Annotated in this window: 13 protein-coding genes; 5 read left to right on the plus strand and 8 right to left on the minus strand. The window is 30.0% G+C overall.

What is annotated here, in order from left to right; genetic code table 11:
- Nucleotides 1-28: 28 nt before the first annotated feature.
- Together BR66_RS0113760 and BR66_RS0113765 are read right to left on the minus strand one after the other, a co-directional pair.
- Nucleotides 29-346, minus strand: a complete 318-nt coding sequence (locus BR66_RS0113760) for a hypothetical protein (RefSeq protein WP_026883448.1) — start codon at nt 344-346, stop codon at nt 29-31.
- A 147-nt stretch (nt 347-493) separates the two neighbouring features.
- The gene (locus tag BR66_RS0113765; protein WP_026883449.1) at nt 494-1087 is read right to left on the minus strand and encodes a TetR/AcrR family transcriptional regulator; all 594 of its coding nucleotides are present in this window, start codon (nt 1085-1087) and stop codon (nt 494-496) included.
- A gap of 201 nt (nt 1088-1288) precedes the next feature.
- On the opposite strand from BR66_RS0113765, the gene BR66_RS23910 reads away from it, so the two are divergent.
- On the plus strand, nt 1289-2335 hold the full coding sequence (locus tag BR66_RS23910) for an NAD(P)H-dependent oxidoreductase (protein WP_051624247.1): 1047 nt from the start codon (nt 1289-1291) through the stop codon (nt 2333-2335).
- Nucleotides 2336-2392: 57 nt separating this feature from the next.
- On the opposite strand, the gene BR66_RS0113775 is transcribed toward BR66_RS23910, so the two are convergent.
- On the minus strand, nt 2393-2734 hold the full coding sequence (locus BR66_RS0113775) for a winged helix-turn-helix transcriptional regulator (RefSeq protein WP_026883450.1): 342 nt from the start codon (nt 2732-2734) through the stop codon (nt 2393-2395).
- 108 nt (nt 2735-2842) lie between these two features.
- Between BR66_RS0113775 and BR66_RS0113780 the strand changes: the two genes are divergently transcribed.
- Nucleotides 2843-3940: an NADH:flavin oxidoreductase gene (locus BR66_RS0113780; RefSeq protein WP_026883451.1), complete on the plus strand. Its 1098-nt coding sequence runs from the start codon at nt 2843-2845 to the stop codon at nt 3938-3940.
- Between the two features lie 124 nt (nt 3941-4064).
- Here the strand turns inward: BR66_RS0113780 and BR66_RS0113785 are convergent, their stop codons facing one another.
- Nucleotides 4065-4706, minus strand: coding sequence for a TetR/AcrR family transcriptional regulator (locus BR66_RS0113785; protein ID WP_035796273.1), 642 nt, complete (start codon nt 4704-4706; stop codon nt 4065-4067).
- A 110-nt stretch (nt 4707-4816) separates the two neighbouring features.
- On the opposite strand from BR66_RS0113785, the gene BR66_RS0113790 reads away from it, so the two are divergent.
- Entirely contained in the window at nt 4817-6244 is a 1428-nt protein-coding gene (locus BR66_RS0113790; protein WP_026883453.1) for an MDR family MFS transporter, read from the plus strand.
- A gap of 49 nt (nt 6245-6293) precedes the next feature.
- On the plus strand, nt 6294-7505 hold the full coding sequence (locus tag BR66_RS0113795; protein WP_026883454.1) for a macrolide family glycosyltransferase: 1212 nt from the start codon (nt 6294-6296) through the stop codon (nt 7503-7505).
- A gap of 89 nt (nt 7506-7594) precedes the next feature.
- On the opposite strand, the gene BR66_RS0113800 is transcribed toward BR66_RS0113795, so the two are convergent.
- The 4 genes from BR66_RS0113800 to BR66_RS0113815 form a co-directional block, all read right to left on the minus strand.
- Nucleotides 7595-8419: a CPBP family intramembrane glutamic endopeptidase gene (locus BR66_RS0113800; RefSeq protein ID WP_026883455.1), complete on the minus strand. Its 825-nt coding sequence runs from the start codon at nt 8417-8419 to the stop codon at nt 7595-7597.
- A 131-nt stretch (nt 8420-8550) separates the two neighbouring features.
- Nucleotides 8551-12960: a coiled-coil domain-containing protein gene (locus BR66_RS0113805; RefSeq protein WP_026883456.1), complete on the minus strand. Its 4410-nt coding sequence runs from the start codon at nt 12958-12960 to the stop codon at nt 8551-8553.
- Entirely contained in the window at nt 12960-13670 is a 711-nt protein-coding gene (locus tag BR66_RS0113810; RefSeq protein WP_026883457.1) for a DUF6063 family protein, read from the minus strand. The genes BR66_RS0113805 and BR66_RS0113810 overlap by 1 nt, the downstream gene beginning before the upstream one ends.
- A gap of 2 nt (nt 13671-13672) precedes the next feature.
- Nucleotides 13673-15205, minus strand: a complete 1533-nt coding sequence (locus BR66_RS0113815) for a hypothetical protein (protein ID WP_026883458.1) — start codon at nt 15203-15205, stop codon at nt 13673-13675.
- Between the two features lie 396 nt (nt 15206-15601).
- Between BR66_RS0113815 and BR66_RS0113820 the strand changes: the two genes are divergently transcribed.
- A complete protein-coding gene (locus BR66_RS0113820) occupies nt 15602-16540 on the plus strand; it encodes a tyrosine-type recombinase/integrase (protein WP_026883459.1) in 939 nt (312 codons plus the stop codon).
- The last annotated feature ends 63 nt before the right edge of the window (nt 16541-16603 follow it).

A 16603-nucleotide genomic window follows, 5' to 3' on the forward strand; every position in this document is an offset into this window, starting at 1 on the left:
GTTATTCCATTAGTTTCAACTCTAAGTATTAAGATAATTCTCCCCAATCCCTTTTTATATGCCACTTTTTGTGAGGGATAGTAACATATTTTTCTGGTTCAAAATTTTCTGTGAGTATCTCAATATTTATAACTTCACTAGGATTGATTGAAAGACTGTGGTTTTTACTAGTGGTTTCAAGGTCGTAAAAATGATATCTATCAAGCCCATCTTTAAACTTTTTGTTTGGACCATAATCGAAGGGTACACATCTCCGTGATATTACACCTTTATCAGCTGAATTAAATTCTACTGTTACCAAACTTTTGCTATTTATTGATTTTATGAATATATCATTATCTGACATATGAATCCCCCCATTATATAATTTGTCAATATATTACTCATTGGAATTTTAATTATTTTAAACGTTTTCACTTCATATTATAACACTTTTTATAGATAAAATCTGCACTATTATCAAAGTCAGTTAATTAAATATATTTTATCCCAATCAAAAATTAAGATTTTTACGTAATATATTCTCAACTAATTCTAGATAATCACCCTCATAGGAAAATGTCTTATACGCTAGCATAGTTGCTAGGCCATGAACCATTGACCACATAGCAATTATATCCTGTACGTAGTCTTCTTCTTTCACATTTATGCTTTTAAAAAAATCCAGTGCACAATCTTCAAATATATTAAAAGTAAAATATTCTTCACTTCTAAGGTTATCCTCTTTAATAATTACCCCAGATCCAGAATTTGTTAAAAAAGCGAATTTTAGATAATCTGGATTCTCAACCATGAAAAAAACATATTTTTTACCTAATTCTATGATCCTTTCTTTAGGGTCACTTTTATATTTTTCTACTACTTCATTTAAAGAACTTTTAAAGTTACTAAATACATATTCAGATATTGCATTAATTAATTCCTCTTTATTTTTAAAATGCCTATAGGGTGCCGCATGACTTACATTACACAATGCTGCTACTTTTCTAATTGAAAAATTTTCTGCACCCTCTTCATTAAATAATTTTAATCCCATTTTTATAAGATTTTCCTTTAAATCGTTATGATGATATGTATCACTTTTCATATAATAACCTCTTTTCAAAATACAAATGTATGTAAAAAAATATAATATCACAAGATGTTGACATTGTAAACATAAGGTGCTATTATATGCCTATGTTGACAGTGTAAACATAGATAGAAAAGAATCACTAGACTATTAACTTATAATAATCAGTATATATAATTAACGGCTAACACAAAAAAATATTGGAGGTAATTTGATATGAATATTCTTGTACTTAATGGTAGTCCAAAAGGTGAAGGAAGTAATAGCTTAAAAATAACAACAGCTTTTTTAGATGGGTTAAATAGTATTAAGGAACATAATATAGAAATAATAAACATAAGCAAAAAAAATATTGATCATTGCCACGGTTGTTTTGTCTGTTGGACTAAAACTCCAGGTAAATGCATAATAAAAGATGATATGGCTGAACTTATAGAAAAATATATCAAGGCAGATTTAATTGTATGGAGTTTCCCTCTTTACTATTTTGGAATGCCATCAAAGATAAAGGCTTTTCTTGATCGCTTATTACCTACAAATTTACCTTATATAATTACTAAGGAGGATGGTGCAAACAGGCATGCTCCAAGGTATGACTTATCACATCAACGACATGTTCTTATTTCTACTTGCGGTTTTTACGATACAAACAATAATTATGATGCCCTCATTCGTCAATTTGAGATTATGTTTGATGATAAACTTACAAAAATACTTTGTGCAGAAGGCGAGCTATTTAAAGTACCTGAGCTTAATGGTAGAACTTCACAATATCTATCTTTGGCAAAGAAAGCAGGAGAAGAATTTGGAAAGCAAGGTAGTTTCTCAGAGCACACAAAGAAAAGGCTGAGTGAACTGCTATATCCAGCAAGTGAATTTGTAAAAATGGCCAATGCCAGTTGGGATATTAGTGATCCTTCTGCTGATTACAAAGTCCAAGATAAATCACATAAATTCATTAAGCAAATGTCCGCAACTTATAACCCACAAAGTTATATAAATGATGTTGTTATTGAGATGAATTTTATTGATATTGATAAAACCTATCAGCTTTGTTTAGGTAAGGAAGAATGCTCAGTTAAGACTCATGATTTTACTCCATATAACACAAAAATCGAAACAACTTTTGAATTATGGCTACAACTCTCAGAGGGCAAAGTTAATGGTCCCGAGGCTATGATGCAAGGAAAATACAAGGTTTTAGGTGACTTTAGTACAATGATGAAGATGAGTGATTACTTTGGAATAAAAAAGACTGTTTAATAAAATAGATAAACAAAAGGCGAACCCCCATTTCTGAGGGTTCGCTTTTTTCTATTTTCATTTGCTATTATTAATAGCATCTTTATAGTGTAAATGTCCCCAAGAACACATAGATTCTAAAATTGGCATTAGAGATAACCCTTTTTCTGATAAAAAATACTCTACCTTTGGTGGAACTTGGCGATATTCTTTGCGAACTATAATATCATCTGCTTGAAGCTCCTTAAGCTGTGCGCTTAACATTTTATGAGTAATACCATTAATGGCTTTTTTTAATTCTCCATAACGCATAACTTCACCCTTGGATAACCAAAACATTATTACCATTTTCCACTTACCTCCGAATATAGACAAGGTATATTCAAAGGGTTCTGTGACCACTTCTATCTCTTGATTCATAATATTACTCTCCTTTTAGTTAGTATCTTACATTAAAGTGCATACTATCTTTATATATTATTACATATATAATTATATATGTACAAAACGAAAATCAGGAGAGATAATATGAAAAATTTATTTGATAAAACAAGTATTAATACTTTACAGCTTAAAAATAGATTTATTAGAGCAGCTACTTGGGATGAAATGGCTGATGATAATGGTCATATAAATGATGAAACTATTAATAGATATGAAACTTTGGCAAAGGGTGGCGCTAGTTTAATACTTACCGGATATGCATTTATATCAAAAGATGAGCAACCTAATCCCGGAATGTTTGGGATTTATGACGATTCATTTATTGCCGAATATAAAAATTTAACAGATAAAGTTCATAAATATGGTACTAAAATTTCAATGCAGATAGTGTATGGTGGATCCCAATGTGACCATCCTCTTGCTAAAGAAATGACTATTTATGGACCGTCAGCTGTAAAAAATATAGTCACTGGAATTACCCCTATTGAAGCTACAAAGAATGATATAAAAGCTCTAGTAGTAAAGTTTGGAGATGCGGCTTTAAGAGCAAAAAAAGCTGGATTTGATGCTGTTGAGATTCATGCAGCTCACGGTTATTTATTAAGTCAATTTTTAACACCTTATTATAATAGACGAACTGACGAATATGGTGGAGTTATACATAACAGAGCCAGAATAATTTACGAAGTAATAGCGGAAATCCGAAAAAGGTTGGGTAAAACTTTCCCCATTATGATAAAACTTAATTTTGATGATTTTATGAAGAACAATTCTGGCTTGACTAAAGAAGAGTCTATTGCAGTTTTTAAAAGAATTGATGAATTAGGAATAGATATGATTGAGCCTAGTGCCATTAATCTATCTTCAGGAGAAGGAAGATCCCCATCTTTCAAAGGAATTAATGCTATAGAAAAACAATCGTATTTTAAAGAAGCTGCAACCAATATAGCCGATGTGGTGAAAAACGCAAAGGTAATCCTAGTTGGAGGAAATAAAAACTTTGATTTAATGGATGAGATATTAAATTCTACAAAAATCGAATATTTTTCTTTGTCTAGAACTTTACTTTGTGAACCAGATTTGATTAATAAATGGATAGATAATAAAGATTATAAACCTAAATGTGTTTCATGCAATAAATGTTGGGATGCTGTTCCAAATTCTTGTGTTTTTAATAGATAAGTCATTTACAAATAGAAACTCCATTAATTAAAACTTAAAATATAAATAGTAAAAGGCGCACTACTAAGGTAGTGTGCCTTTTACTATTGTTATGTATTAAATTTATTTATATTTTTACAATTAATTACAGACGGACAAGTGGCAAGAAAATGTCATCGATGATATCATTGATGGTTTTATCGGATATATGCCCGCGGGTGGTAAGAATTTTATATCGCACCAAATCCATGGGCAGTGAAATAATCTGTGGACTAATTTTTTTTAGGTTAATCTCCCCGCGAAGTTCAGCGTTTTTTAGAATAGCTATCATGGATCTTGTAAGTGGGCTTTTCTCCTCCACATTCATTATCTCTGGAATTAAATGGATTGAATCCTCACTAATATGTTCAATCATAAGTCCATGTAGGGTTTCAGCACCAATAGTTTGCAATGGTTTTGCTATTCCCATAAGTAATATAAGTACATCATTACGCAAATCCCCTGTATTGGGAATGCCTTCGGGATTAATCACATGTTTGTGTAATACTGCAAGAACAAGTTTGGATTTACTAGACCAGCGACGATACATAACTGATTTATTTGTTTTCGCTCTTGTTGCAACTCCATCCATTGTCATATGAGAATAACCAACCTTTAAAAGTTCATCCCATGCAGCCTTAAGTATTGCATCTTCAAGAATTTCGCCACGGCGTCGTGGTTCTACATGATGCTCCTCATCTCCGACGTACTTGCAAGTTGCAGATAGTTCATCATTTTTTTTATCCATATTTATTTCCTTCTTTCATAAATATCTATTGCATTTCTTATAGTTTTATTATATCATATACAAATAAGGTACTAATAGTTTCTTATTTGTATATAAAAGGAGTGACACACATGGCAGAAAGACTAACAAATCCCCCAAAACATCAAAAAGAAAAAATAGATCCAATGGTACTTAAGATATCCATAATTATGGTAATTGGTGCTCTAGCTCCACTACTAGATTCTACAATGATTAACGTAGCCATAAAAACAATAGCAGGTGATATGAAAAGTACAGTTGCTATCATACAGTGGGTTATCACAGGCTATGTACTTGCCATGGCTATAGCAATACCAATTTCAGGCTGGGCCATAAATCGTTTTGGTGGCAAGCGAGTGTATGTTTTTTCACTATTAATATTTTTAGCCGGTTCTGTACTTTCATCTCTATCATGGAATATTGATAGCTTAATAGCTTTCAGACTCCTACAAGGGTTTGGTGCAGGTTTAATGATACCAACTTTACAAACAGTAATTATTCAGGCATCTGGTGGCAAGGATCTAGGACGTATTATGTCAATTGTCAGCATGCCTGCATTGCTTGGCCCAATTCTTGGCCCAGTGCTAGGCGGTATTATTATAAACAGCCTAAGTTGGCGTTGGATTTTCTATGTAAATATCCCAATTTGCATGATTGCATTATTTATAGCATGGCGTGGATTACCAACTGATGAACCTTCTAACAGTAAACAACGTCTGGACATTATCGGAATTCTGTTGTTGTCTCCTGCATTTGCTCTAATCATTTACGGTGTTTCTAAGATAAGTTCTCATGGCGGTTTAAGCAGTAGTGAGGTGTTTGTTCCTATGGTAATTGGTTTTCTCATGATGGTGGCATTTGTTGTCTACTCATTACGCAGAAAGATTTCTCCAGTGCTTGATCTGCGTCTGTTTAAATCCCGTAATTTTTCCGTCTCCATTATCTTACTTTTCGTATCTGGCATAGCAACTAATGGAGCAATGCTTATTTTACCATTATATTACCAACAGGTACGGGGTCAAACTGCATTACTAGCAGGACTTTGGCTTATTCCACAAGGAATTGGCATGTTACTTACAAGAAACTGGCTAGGTAAACTAACTGATCGTATAGGTTCTCGCATAATAGTTATAGTAAGCCTACTAGTTACAACCATCGGTACGTTACCATTTGCTTTTGCAAGTTCTGATACAAATCAAATTTTATTAGCAGCAGCACAGATAATACGAGGTGCCGGTCTAAGTGGACTTTTGATTCCAATCATGGCTTCCGCATATGTAGGCCTAAGCAGAGATCAAATTCCTGATGCCAGTATTGCTACGAGGATTTTTCAGACAATAGGTGGGGCATTCGGATCTGCCATACTTGCAACCATTCTCGCAAATCAACTTTTAATTAGAAACGTATCCACTACTGTAACTGTTTCAAATGCATATAATGTTGCTTTTTGGTGGTCAATTGCCTTTACCGTAATTGCAATCATCCCCGCACTGTTACTACCAAAACGTAAAAATGCCTAAGCCCCAAAATAATCATAAGTAATAATATAACCTAAGGAGATGTATATATATGTCTAATGTGCTTTTTTTAAATATACCCTATAATGGTCACGTTAATCCCACACTAGGTTTGGTAGATGGATTGGTAAAAGAAGGAGAACAAGTTACTTATTTTTGTTCAGAAGAATATAGAGAAAGAATCGAAAAAGTGGGTGCTACATTTAAAAGCTACGGCAAAGATATGACTATCTTGAAAAATGGTTCTAATGTTTTTATGGATGGAAATATTGAAGATAAGTTCATAAATCATATTGAGAAGAGACTTAAGTTAAATATGAAAATTCTCCCAATCATCATGGGAGAGATTAAAGGTACAAAATTTGATTATATTGTTCATAGTGCTATGTTTCCATTAGGATATATTATTTCTCGAATATTAAAAATTCCTTCAATTTCTTCTTTTGAAGAATTTGCTACGGCAAAAGAGCTCATCACTGGAATTATAAGTGGAAAACGAATAAAAGATTATGTATCCACGGATAACTACATTAAGTTACGAGAAAGGCTAGACAAGTTTTATAATGTAAAAATGCCTACTAATATACTTGATTTATTATCTATAAAAAGTGATTTAAATATTGCCTATACATCTAAATATTTCGTTTCACACCCTGAATATTATGATGATAGTTTTATATTTATAGGTCCACCTATATATGATAGAAAGGAAGTTATAGATTTTCCTTTTGAAAAATTAAAAGATAAAAAAGTTGTGTATATTTCATTAGGTACAGTGTTTAATAATACCAATGATAAACTATATGATATATTTTTTAAAACCTTTGGGAATCTTGATGTTGTAGTAGTTATGACTGCCTATAATATAGACATTTCTAAATTTCATATACCTGAAAATTTCATAGTGAAAAATTATGTCCCTCAATTAGAAATTTTAAAGTATACAGATGTTGCTATAACTCATGCTGGAATGAATAGTATAGGAGATTTGTTATACAATAATGTACCCTTTGTTGCAATTCCAATCGGCTCAGATCAACCATATAACGCAGCAAGAACATCAGCACTTGGAGCTACAATTTCTCTTGACACGTACAAACTAACACCAGAAATATTAGGAAATGCTATAAAAAAAGTTCAGGAAGATCCAAGTTATCTTGAAAATATGAAAAAAATAAGTAAATCTTTTAAAGAGGCTGGTGGATATAAACAAGCTGTTGAAGATATTTTCAACTTTAAGAAGCAAAAATGGATATCACTTTAATCTAAAAAACTCTGCTGAAAAAAACTTTATATTCAGCAATGTATTAGTAAATAACTGAACTTTCCCCTGACAGGAATAAACTTCATAGTTTATTCCTGATTTTCTACTATTTCTAATAATTTTTTCTTTCTTAGCAAAATAAATACTGGTACTAAGTATACAAGGCAGACAATAAGCTTTGCATAACTATAACTATTTATTTGGCTAACAACAGAATTAGTTCCAAAGAGTCCCGAACCTATCAATGAACTAAAATCATTGAAAGCATGAATAATAGCAACTACCCATATATTTTTTGTTCTTATATAAATAGCGGCTAGTAATGCTCCTAATACCGCAGCTCCAAATGCTTGTACTACTGCACCTTTAATTGAAACTCCAGAAAAAATATTTGTTATATGTGCAATTCCAAAGATTATACTGGAAACCGCAATTGATGCATAAATTCCTTTTTGTGTTTTATGAAATTTATCTATTAAAAGATTTAATATAATTCCTCTAAAAATAAATTCCTCGGCAATCCCTATTTCTAGCATAGTAATAGCAAATATCACAATTTGTGATAAAGGCAATAATTCATTAGCCTTTCCCTGATTTAAAACAACTGCAAAGCCAGAAACAGCCGCCAATAATCCTAGACAAACTAGAAATCCCCCTGTCCAAAGTCCTCTCAATATTCCTTCACCTTTTTCTCGAAGAATATATGCTTTTCCAAGTAAAAACATAATTATCACTGAGAAAACAACTCCAACAAATTCCTGTATTAATAGTGGCGCATAACCCTTCGATGTTATTCCTAATTTAATTAACAGTTGCGTGCTATGGAGCAAACCCAAAAAACCAACAGCTATGAATATACATACTAGAAATGTGTGTTTTTCTTTTAATGAACTAATTTTAGATTTTGTATACATCTTTATTCTCCTTACCCTTTTTATATATTATTAACATTATTTACCATATTTTTAAATAGACAAACAGAGAGATAACCATTATTTCTGAAAGTTCTCCCTTTGTCTAGCTATTTATCCATTTTCAGTGCTTGTTACATTATCTTCATTTGTTCTTGTTCTATTTTTCTAAATTCAACTTCTTGATTTGAAACCTGACTTCTTACTTCCATTACCACGGTCTGCTGAGCATCACCAATAAGTTTTTGCCCTAATATATAGTTCACGTCAAACTTTCCAGAAATAGCTGGAGTTGCTCCACGAACTGGTACAATAAGCTGAACATTGTTGGCTTTTAGAAATTCAAATATAGGCTCCCATATGTATATGTCTTTAGCTGCTCCAAAAGGATTGTCTATGAATATTGTTTTTCTCAATTTATTATTGTCAGCATTAAAGGAATTTATATTTTTAATGTAATTTATGACGGAAATTAAAAATTGAATATATATTCCCTGTGACTGACCAGTACTTCCAACAGCTTGCTCGTATTCCAAAGTTCTGCTTTGCTGTGAAATTCTCTCTCTTTTATAAAGCTTCAGGACTATTTTATTCATGTCTTGTACAATTACAGAAAAAAGCCGTTTAAGTGCCAATTGATTTTTAATATATTTCATTTTTTCTAAAGAATCCTGTATACTATCAACTTTTTTTATTGTGTTTTCAATATACTCTGACATTCTTAGTTTTTGCTCCTGCTCATTAACATAAGGAAGATTTAAGCTAACTATTTGTATTAATTCATTGTTTAAATTTAATTTTGATAACCGTGGAAATCTATCCAGTTCTGTTTTCACATCTCTGCAACGTTGGATACATTGGTTTTGGAAGTTATCTTTAATCTGCTCCATATCCTTAATATCATTTTCTATTTTTCCCTTTTGAAGAAATAAAAGTTCTTTAATTTTTTCTAAATTTTCTGCTAGTTCTAAACATTTCTCAGTGTCAGTTGGAATAATAATGCTCCTAGCGAATTCTTCTGCCAGTTCCATGGCCCCTATTTCTTTAAGTGTTTTTATATTTTTTTCTTTACCATTTTCAAAATCCGTCTTACTATCTTTTTCTTTTCTGCGTATTTTGCTATAATCATTTTCCAGAATTTCATAATAATTTTTAATGTCCTCTTTATTTTCTAACTGGGCTTTTGTCTTATCTTTAAGTATATTATTGGATCTTAAAGTTACCTCTACATCCCCTATAATAGACTTTAAATCTTGAATTTCCTTATAAATAACAGTCTCTAATTTTAAAAGTTCACCTTTTTTATTAACAAGTTTTTTACCTTTTAAAATATTCTCCTCTTCAAATTGCTTAAATAAAAATACTTCCATTTCAATTGGTATGTACTGTCCAAAATCATCAGAGAACCTGCTTAATAAGTTATCAATATTTCCCTGAAGATTGTCATTTAAACTTCTTTCTTTAATAATTTCTTTATTGATGTTTTCAGCCTTGGTTTTCAAAGTTCCAAGATCATCCTTTAGTCCCTTTAACTCTTCTTCCCCAGTTACTAAAATCTCATTGTTATTTTTAAGCTCATAAAGCTTATCTATAGAGTATCCACGATTTATAGTTTCTTTTTCGCTTTTTCTCATATTACCAAGATAATTTTTTACAAGTTCTTCTTTATCTTTTATATCTGTATTTTTTTCCTCTAATGCTTTTTTGCTACCTTTAAATTTTGCTTCTAGATCCTCATCAGTTATATCTAATACTTCTTGGACCTGTTCATTGTAATATGTTTTAAAAGAATCATCCCATTCACGTTTTATTAGTGCTATTTTTTCATCTACTACTTTTTTTACCTCAGCCTGACTTTTTTCCTCTTCCTTTTGAGCACTCATTAGATTTTGAATATCACTATATTGGATTTTCAAGATTTTTGAATTCTCTTCTGCTTCCTGTAGTATTTTTTCTTCTTCATTTAAATTATCTAGGTTGATTTTTAATTCACTCAGTAGTTGTAGCTGACCATCTAGATCATCTATTTCTTTTATTATATTTTTATTAGCCGTTTCCAAATTTTTCATCTGGTTATCAAGGCCATCCATAGCTTTAATGCTATTAATTCTCTCAGATTTCAAAAATGATATTTGTTCCTTTAATTCTGCCATTTCCTTTATAATATCTTCTATTTTATTGTCATAAGTAAATTGAAATTCTTTTATATAAGAATTATCCTTTTTTAATGTAGTTTCATTTCTTTTAAGAATCTCTAGGCTATTTTTTCTTTCTTCTATATCTAATTGTATTTTAGCCTTTTCTGCTTTTATTTTTTCAATACTTATAAATTTAGACTTATCTTTTACAGCAAAAATCAAACCATCAAGATTAAAATCTAATTTTTCCTTTATACTCTCTAAACTTATAATTGGAACAGCAAAATTACCAAAATCACATTCCTTAAATTTTTCATCATTAAGTAGCTTTTTAAAATTGTAAGTTACAATAACGGAATACGGTAAAAATGGTATTTTACTTAAAAGCAGCTCTTTTTCTTCTACTGTTCGCCCTTGAAGATACTCTATTCCAAGGATTCCATCTTCATTATAGTTTCTATTAATATATTCTTTTACCTTTAATATCTCTTTAGTCTCTTGCATAGGCTTATCCTGATTTAGCTCAGTATTATAATCCACTAGCTTTTTTAATTCTTTTTCTTCACCAAATATTATTTCTAAAAGTTCTTTATATTTAATATCTAAGCTATTACTTAGATCTAAAATATCAGTGGCAGAATAAACTTCTAATAGTTTATAAGCTTTAGTTTTGTCTGCTTTGTACAACTTAATTAAATCATCATGCTGATTTATTTTACTTTCCATAAAGCTAAGTTTTTCTTCATCTTTAGCTATGGCGATTTTAAAATTATTATTTTGCTGTATTAGGGAGTCAGATAAAATTTTATTTAATTCTAATTTACCTTTTCCCTGTTCTCTATGTTTTTCAATTCCTACAATTTCACTATCAATCTCACTAATAAGCATAATGTTTACTTGCTTTCTAATAGCATTAACCTTATCCTTCAGTGCTTTTTGCTTGCCTCTTGATTTTGATATCTCGCTTTCATTAACTGCAATTTTTTTATCAATATCCCTCTCTGCATTTGAAGATTCATTTATTTCAATAGATATTTTTTCTAATTTAGTTAAAGCTCTACGAAGCTGATTATTTAGCTCCTTAAGCTTTATATCATCCCTTGATTTTTTATTCCATGCCAAAATGTTAAGATCTTTGGTTAATGTATCATTGTCAGTAAAAATATTTTTAAGTAAATGGTTTGTTTCATCATATTTATTTTTGCTTTCTATATAATCCATAAAATAATTTTTTGCTTCTCTAAATTTAATGTCCTTGCTTAGAGCCATAAAGCTTGCGTCAGCACCTTCATAGCTATTTTGTAAATCTTCCAACTTTTCTTTTGTGATATTTAGCTTATTATGTTGGCTTTGCAGTTTTATTGTTGCTATATTTTTTTCAATTTCTTTTGCTTCTTTGTTTATGCTTTCTATGTCTTCTTCTAGAGAATTTTTTTCACTGTATTTACTATCTATGTTATTTTCCAAAGTATTATATGTGCTCACAAGGGAATCTTCTAACTTTTCCTTTGCTTCATATACATTAACAAGAGAAGACGCCATACTAATAAAATCACTAGTTACATTACCTTGTCTATCAAATTTTGAAATTTCGCCTTTTTGTTTTGATAGTTCTAATATTTTATCCTTAATATCCAAAAGGGTTTTTGCCATGTCTTCATCATCATTTTCTTTATTGGTTTTTGCCATAAATGCCTTTTGGATGATTTTTTCTATAAGTAGGTCCTCTACTACCTTTCTTGATGTCCTATAATTCTCCTCAAAATAGCCTCTCACGTGACCTTCAGTCTTGTTTATACCTCTTATGATTTCCCATTCACTTTCATATAAACCATGCTGGCTAATAAACCTTTGATATTCTCCCTTTTTATTCTCAAAAATATCAGAAACAATAACGAAGGAATTTTCACTTTGTAATTCTCTTAACTGTTTTTTCAGACCGTTATAAGTAACTTTTTCTTTATTATCTTGAAGGGACAAATTATTTATATCATTTTCATTATATGTATTATAAAATAAACAATAATTATAATAATCAAAAGCTGCTGTATCATTTCCATTTTCATTATTTCCAGAGTTTTCAGTGCCTTTTCTAGCACAAAATCCCGTAGTCATATATTTATAACCAGATTTATCTCCATCATCTAATCGCCATTCGATTAATGAGTGAATTACATTGCTGCAATCCTTGCCTCTAAATAGTTTTTCTATAGGCTGTTTTTCATCTAGATGACAGTTGGGTATAAGGTTTTGCAAAAGTAGTAACATTAAAAGACTTTTACCACCACCGTTTGCCAGATCATAAAGCGTATTGCTACAAGCAAAGTTCATCTTAAAATCATCATATATTTGGGTACCATTATTGTATTTTACGTTATTTACTCTTATTCTATTTATCTGTGGCATTAATTATTTCCCCCTGACTGCATTATTTCGTAGAGTCTACCTCTAAAGTCCTCAAAATAATTTTCTATCAAAGCCTTAAATCTATCGCTAGAATAATATCTTTCTTCTACTTCAATAAAAAGATTTTGCTCTTTTAAGAAATTAAAAGTGATTTTTATATACCCAAGTCTTGAACCTTTATATGCTCTAGCATTTACAGATAAATCGTTACTGTGGCTTAATGGGAGTTCCTCCCATAAAAGAGCTATGGCTTTAAAGCTGTTCTCTTCAAGTTCATTTTGAGCTACTCCATCTAACTTACTAATAATACTTGAAAGTGAGCTATCAACACTTTTAAGCACATCTTCACTTTTTATATATTCCTGAAAAGAATAACTTGAAGAATCCTTATAAAACAATGTAATGATATTATAAATAATAAAATAGCACATATATAATTCTTTATTAACCTTAAGTCCAAGCATTTTTCGTAGTTCTTCATTGGTATAACCAAAAATCTTGTTTTTTTCTCCAGCTGTAATATACAAAGCATTTTTATATTGATATAAAGTTAAATTCAGCTTGTCTAACATGCTGTTAAATATATTGTACATTTCCATATTAGAATTGTATTCTTCGTATAAATCTCCATTTTCTTTGCTGCTTACATTTTCTCCTGTAATGAGCTTTGAAAACAGCTCAAGAGCTTTTTCCATATTCCAGTTTTCCAAATTTATTCAACCCTCTCAAATTTTATATTAGTAATTTTAAATATAGATGATATTTCTATTGTATCATCTGGCAAAGGCACCACTTTAAATTTCAAACCTTTATTTTCATCTTTATCCGTAGGTGATAGCATTTCAATAATTATTTTATCAAAAATTGTGTTTTCATCCTCTTTGAGGTTTCCCATATCATAATAATTTTTTTGTGCAATTTGCAGTACAAAAGAATAATAATCGCCGTTTTTTAAAATATCCTTTTGAAGCTTATTTTCTAAGTATTCATTAAATTCTCTAAGAGTAAATTCCCCCTGCTCCAAGAGATATTCCATTAAAAGCTTCATGAATATTATAAAATTATGAGCTATTCTCTCATCTTCTATATCATCTAAAGACTTATATTCTCTTTCTTCAAGGCTAACGACTTGTTCTCCCTCTTCCTCATTATTAGGTCTGTAGGTTAACAGCTCATCCATATTTCTTAAATTAAAGGTTTTTTTAAATTTTATCTTTAATAATGGGTTCATTATGTATTCAAGTAGCTGTACATTATCTGAATCAAGAGTTTTTTCATACATAGTTTTAAAATCAAAGGACATTTTAAGTTTATTTAAAGTTACTTTTTTAATAATTTCATCTGATTTTATCTTTAGATCAGTGGAAGAATTCAAAAGTTCACCATGCTTTGAAATAGCCCTTTTTATTTCCGTCTCAAGATTATAAATATGTTCTCGATTCTTTAAAAAGTCTTCCTCATTACTGCTGTCACTCTCTTCTATTCTTTTAAGTGCTAGTTCTATTAGTTTTTTGTTTTTATCAAAAAGGCCCTGTTCTTCATCAAACCACTTCATACTAGTGTTAATAAGCTGCTCTGCTAGCTTATTTCCTTCAAAGACATTATAACTTAGGATATTCAAAATTTCATTTTTCCGCTTCATAAGTTTACTAACTTCATTATTTATTCTTTTTACAACCTCAATACCACCTTTGAAGTTTTTTGACTCTATCATTTTAGAAAGTAATATCTGCTGAATACTTATCTTGCTCTCATCCTTTATTTCTTTAGTATCAAGATAAAACTCAATAGCCTGTGAAGTTATGTAGTAACGAATAGCATTTTCTTCTATTCTAGATTCAATTAATCTTATTCTAGATGACATAGTTTTCTTTTCTTTAGGATCATAATAACTATAAGAAAATGGTTTTCCATCATTTATAATTTTTTCGAAAATATAATTTATAAGCTGAAGGTTTTCTTCCACCTCTAGATACAAATCATAATCCCGTTTTAAAATTTCTGTAGTGAATTTCTCAAATTCCTTAAAGGAAACCCCCTCATCATTAAAATTGTTTTCTTCTATAAACAATCGAAGTATTGCTATAACTATATAACCCATATCAATAAAGTTATATTTACCATCCATAAATAAATCTAAAGATATTTCTCTAATCCTAAAAAAAGGATAATACTTTTTAAGATTTTGCATTCTTTCATTGTGTTCATCTATTATCTCATCAATGTAACTAAATTCTTTATTCAAGACTCATCAACTCCTGGTTTGTAGCTTTAATACCTTAATTTTTTTACTTTATTACGACTATAAACATTTTATCATACTTTTGGAAACAACAAACCTATCGGAATGAAATTAATGATGCCGATAGGTTTGTTATTATTTTCTATTACCATCTCTATCAAACATTTTTTTATGTACTTGATAAGATGATTACAATTAATCTTACCAGTAAAATCTACTGTAAACTATTAGTAACTATCACAATATATAAAATTCATATACCAAATTTGATTTTCAAACCACATTGAATAGTATTGGGCACGATCCATATATAAAATAAATTTTATGATCTTTTCTATATGTCGACATAATGCGATAAATTATCTATAATTAAAGTATGAGAGAATAGGTGGATGATAGATGGAATATAGTACAGAAGTTATAAATAATAATATTAAACTTTATATCAATACTCTAAAAACTGAAAGAAATCTTACAGAGAAAAGTACAAAAGCATATTACTCAGATTTATCAAATTTCTTGCATTGGCTACTAGATAATAAAGTTGACAAAATAGATGTAACTGTAATTAATTCTTATATCTATTGGCTACAAAATACTAAAAAAATGAAAGATACGTCGATTAAAAGAAAATATGTTACCCTAAAATCATTTTCTAAATATTTATTGTATAAAAAAATAATACTGAATTCTCCTTTTGAGAACATGAGGATTTCCTTTAAAACTTCAAAAGGATTACCAAAAACTCTATCTTCTCAAGAAATAATAAAACTATTGAAATCACCAGTACAAGAGTTACTGATCCTTAAAACAGAATTTAGAAGAACTATATGTATTCGAAATTTAGCAATTATAGAATTGCTTTATTGTACAGGTATAAGGATTGGCGAACTTGTAAAAATTGAGTTAAAGGACATTAACATTGGAGAACAAACATTATTAATTCATGGCAAAGGAAGAAAGGATAGGCTTTTATACATATCTAGTAATGATGTTATTGAAATACTTAAAACTTGGCTAATTGCTAGGTATAACTTAAAACCCCATTGTGAAGCTCTGTTCATTAATAAATATAGAGATGAGATATCAATATATTCAATAGAAGATATATATGAGAAATATAGGCAATTAGCAGGACTTACTACAAAATCCACACCGCATCATTTGAGACATACTTTTGCTACGCAACTTTTGAACAATGGAGCTGATATAAGAGCTGTTCAGGAAATACTGGGTCATTCCAGCATAACAACTACTCAAATATATACCGAAGTATCAACAGAAAGAAAAAAGCAAGTTTTATTAAAATTTAATGCTAGGAATCTTATAAAAATATAGCATCTTTCTTATCTTTAATACCTCCTAATAACTATAAATTATTTGGAGGTACTAACTTGATCA

Source organism: Clostridium akagii DSM 12554 (assembly GCF_000686725.1).
Classification (GTDB): Bacteria; Bacillota; Clostridia; order Clostridiales; family Clostridiaceae; genus Clostridium_I; species Clostridium_I akagii.

Excerpts from the sequence above, each read along its gene's own strand:
- BR66_RS0113760 (WP_026883448.1), bottom strand. The coding sequence starts at position 346 with ATGTCAGATAATGATATATTCATAAAATCAATAAATAGCAAAAGTTTG.
- BR66_RS0113765 (WP_026883449.1), bottom strand. The coding sequence starts at position 1,087 with ATGAAAAGTGATACATATCATCATAACGATTTAAAGGAAAATCTTATA.
- BR66_RS23910 (WP_051624247.1), top strand. The coding sequence starts at position 1,289 with ATGAATATTCTTGTACTTAATGGTAGTCCAAAAGGTGAAGGAAGTAAT.
- BR66_RS0113775 (WP_026883450.1), bottom strand. The coding sequence starts at position 2,734 with ATGAATCAAGAGATAGAAGTGGTCACAGAACCCTTTGAATATACCTTG.
- BR66_RS0113780 (WP_026883451.1), top strand. The coding sequence starts at position 2,843 with ATGAAAAATTTATTTGATAAAACAAGTATTAATACTTTACAGCTTAAA.
- BR66_RS0113785 (WP_035796273.1), bottom strand. The coding sequence starts at position 4,706 with ATGGATAAAAAAAATGATGAACTATCTGCAACTTGCAAGTACGTCGGA.
- BR66_RS0113790 (WP_026883453.1), top strand. The coding sequence starts at position 4,817 with ATGGCAGAAAGACTAACAAATCCCCCAAAACATCAAAAAGAAAAAATA.
- BR66_RS0113795 (WP_026883454.1), top strand. The coding sequence starts at position 6,294 with ATGTCTAATGTGCTTTTTTTAAATATACCCTATAATGGTCACGTTAAT.
- BR66_RS0113800 (WP_026883455.1), bottom strand. The coding sequence starts at position 8,419 with ATGTATACAAAATCTAAAATTAGTTCATTAAAAGAAAAACACACATTT.
- BR66_RS0113805 (WP_026883456.1), bottom strand. The coding sequence starts at position 12,960 with ATGCCACAGATAAATAGAATAAGAGTAAATAACGTAAAATACAATAAT.
- BR66_RS0113820 (WP_026883459.1), top strand. The coding sequence starts at position 15,602 with ATGGAATATAGTACAGAAGTTATAAATAATAATATTAAACTTTATATC.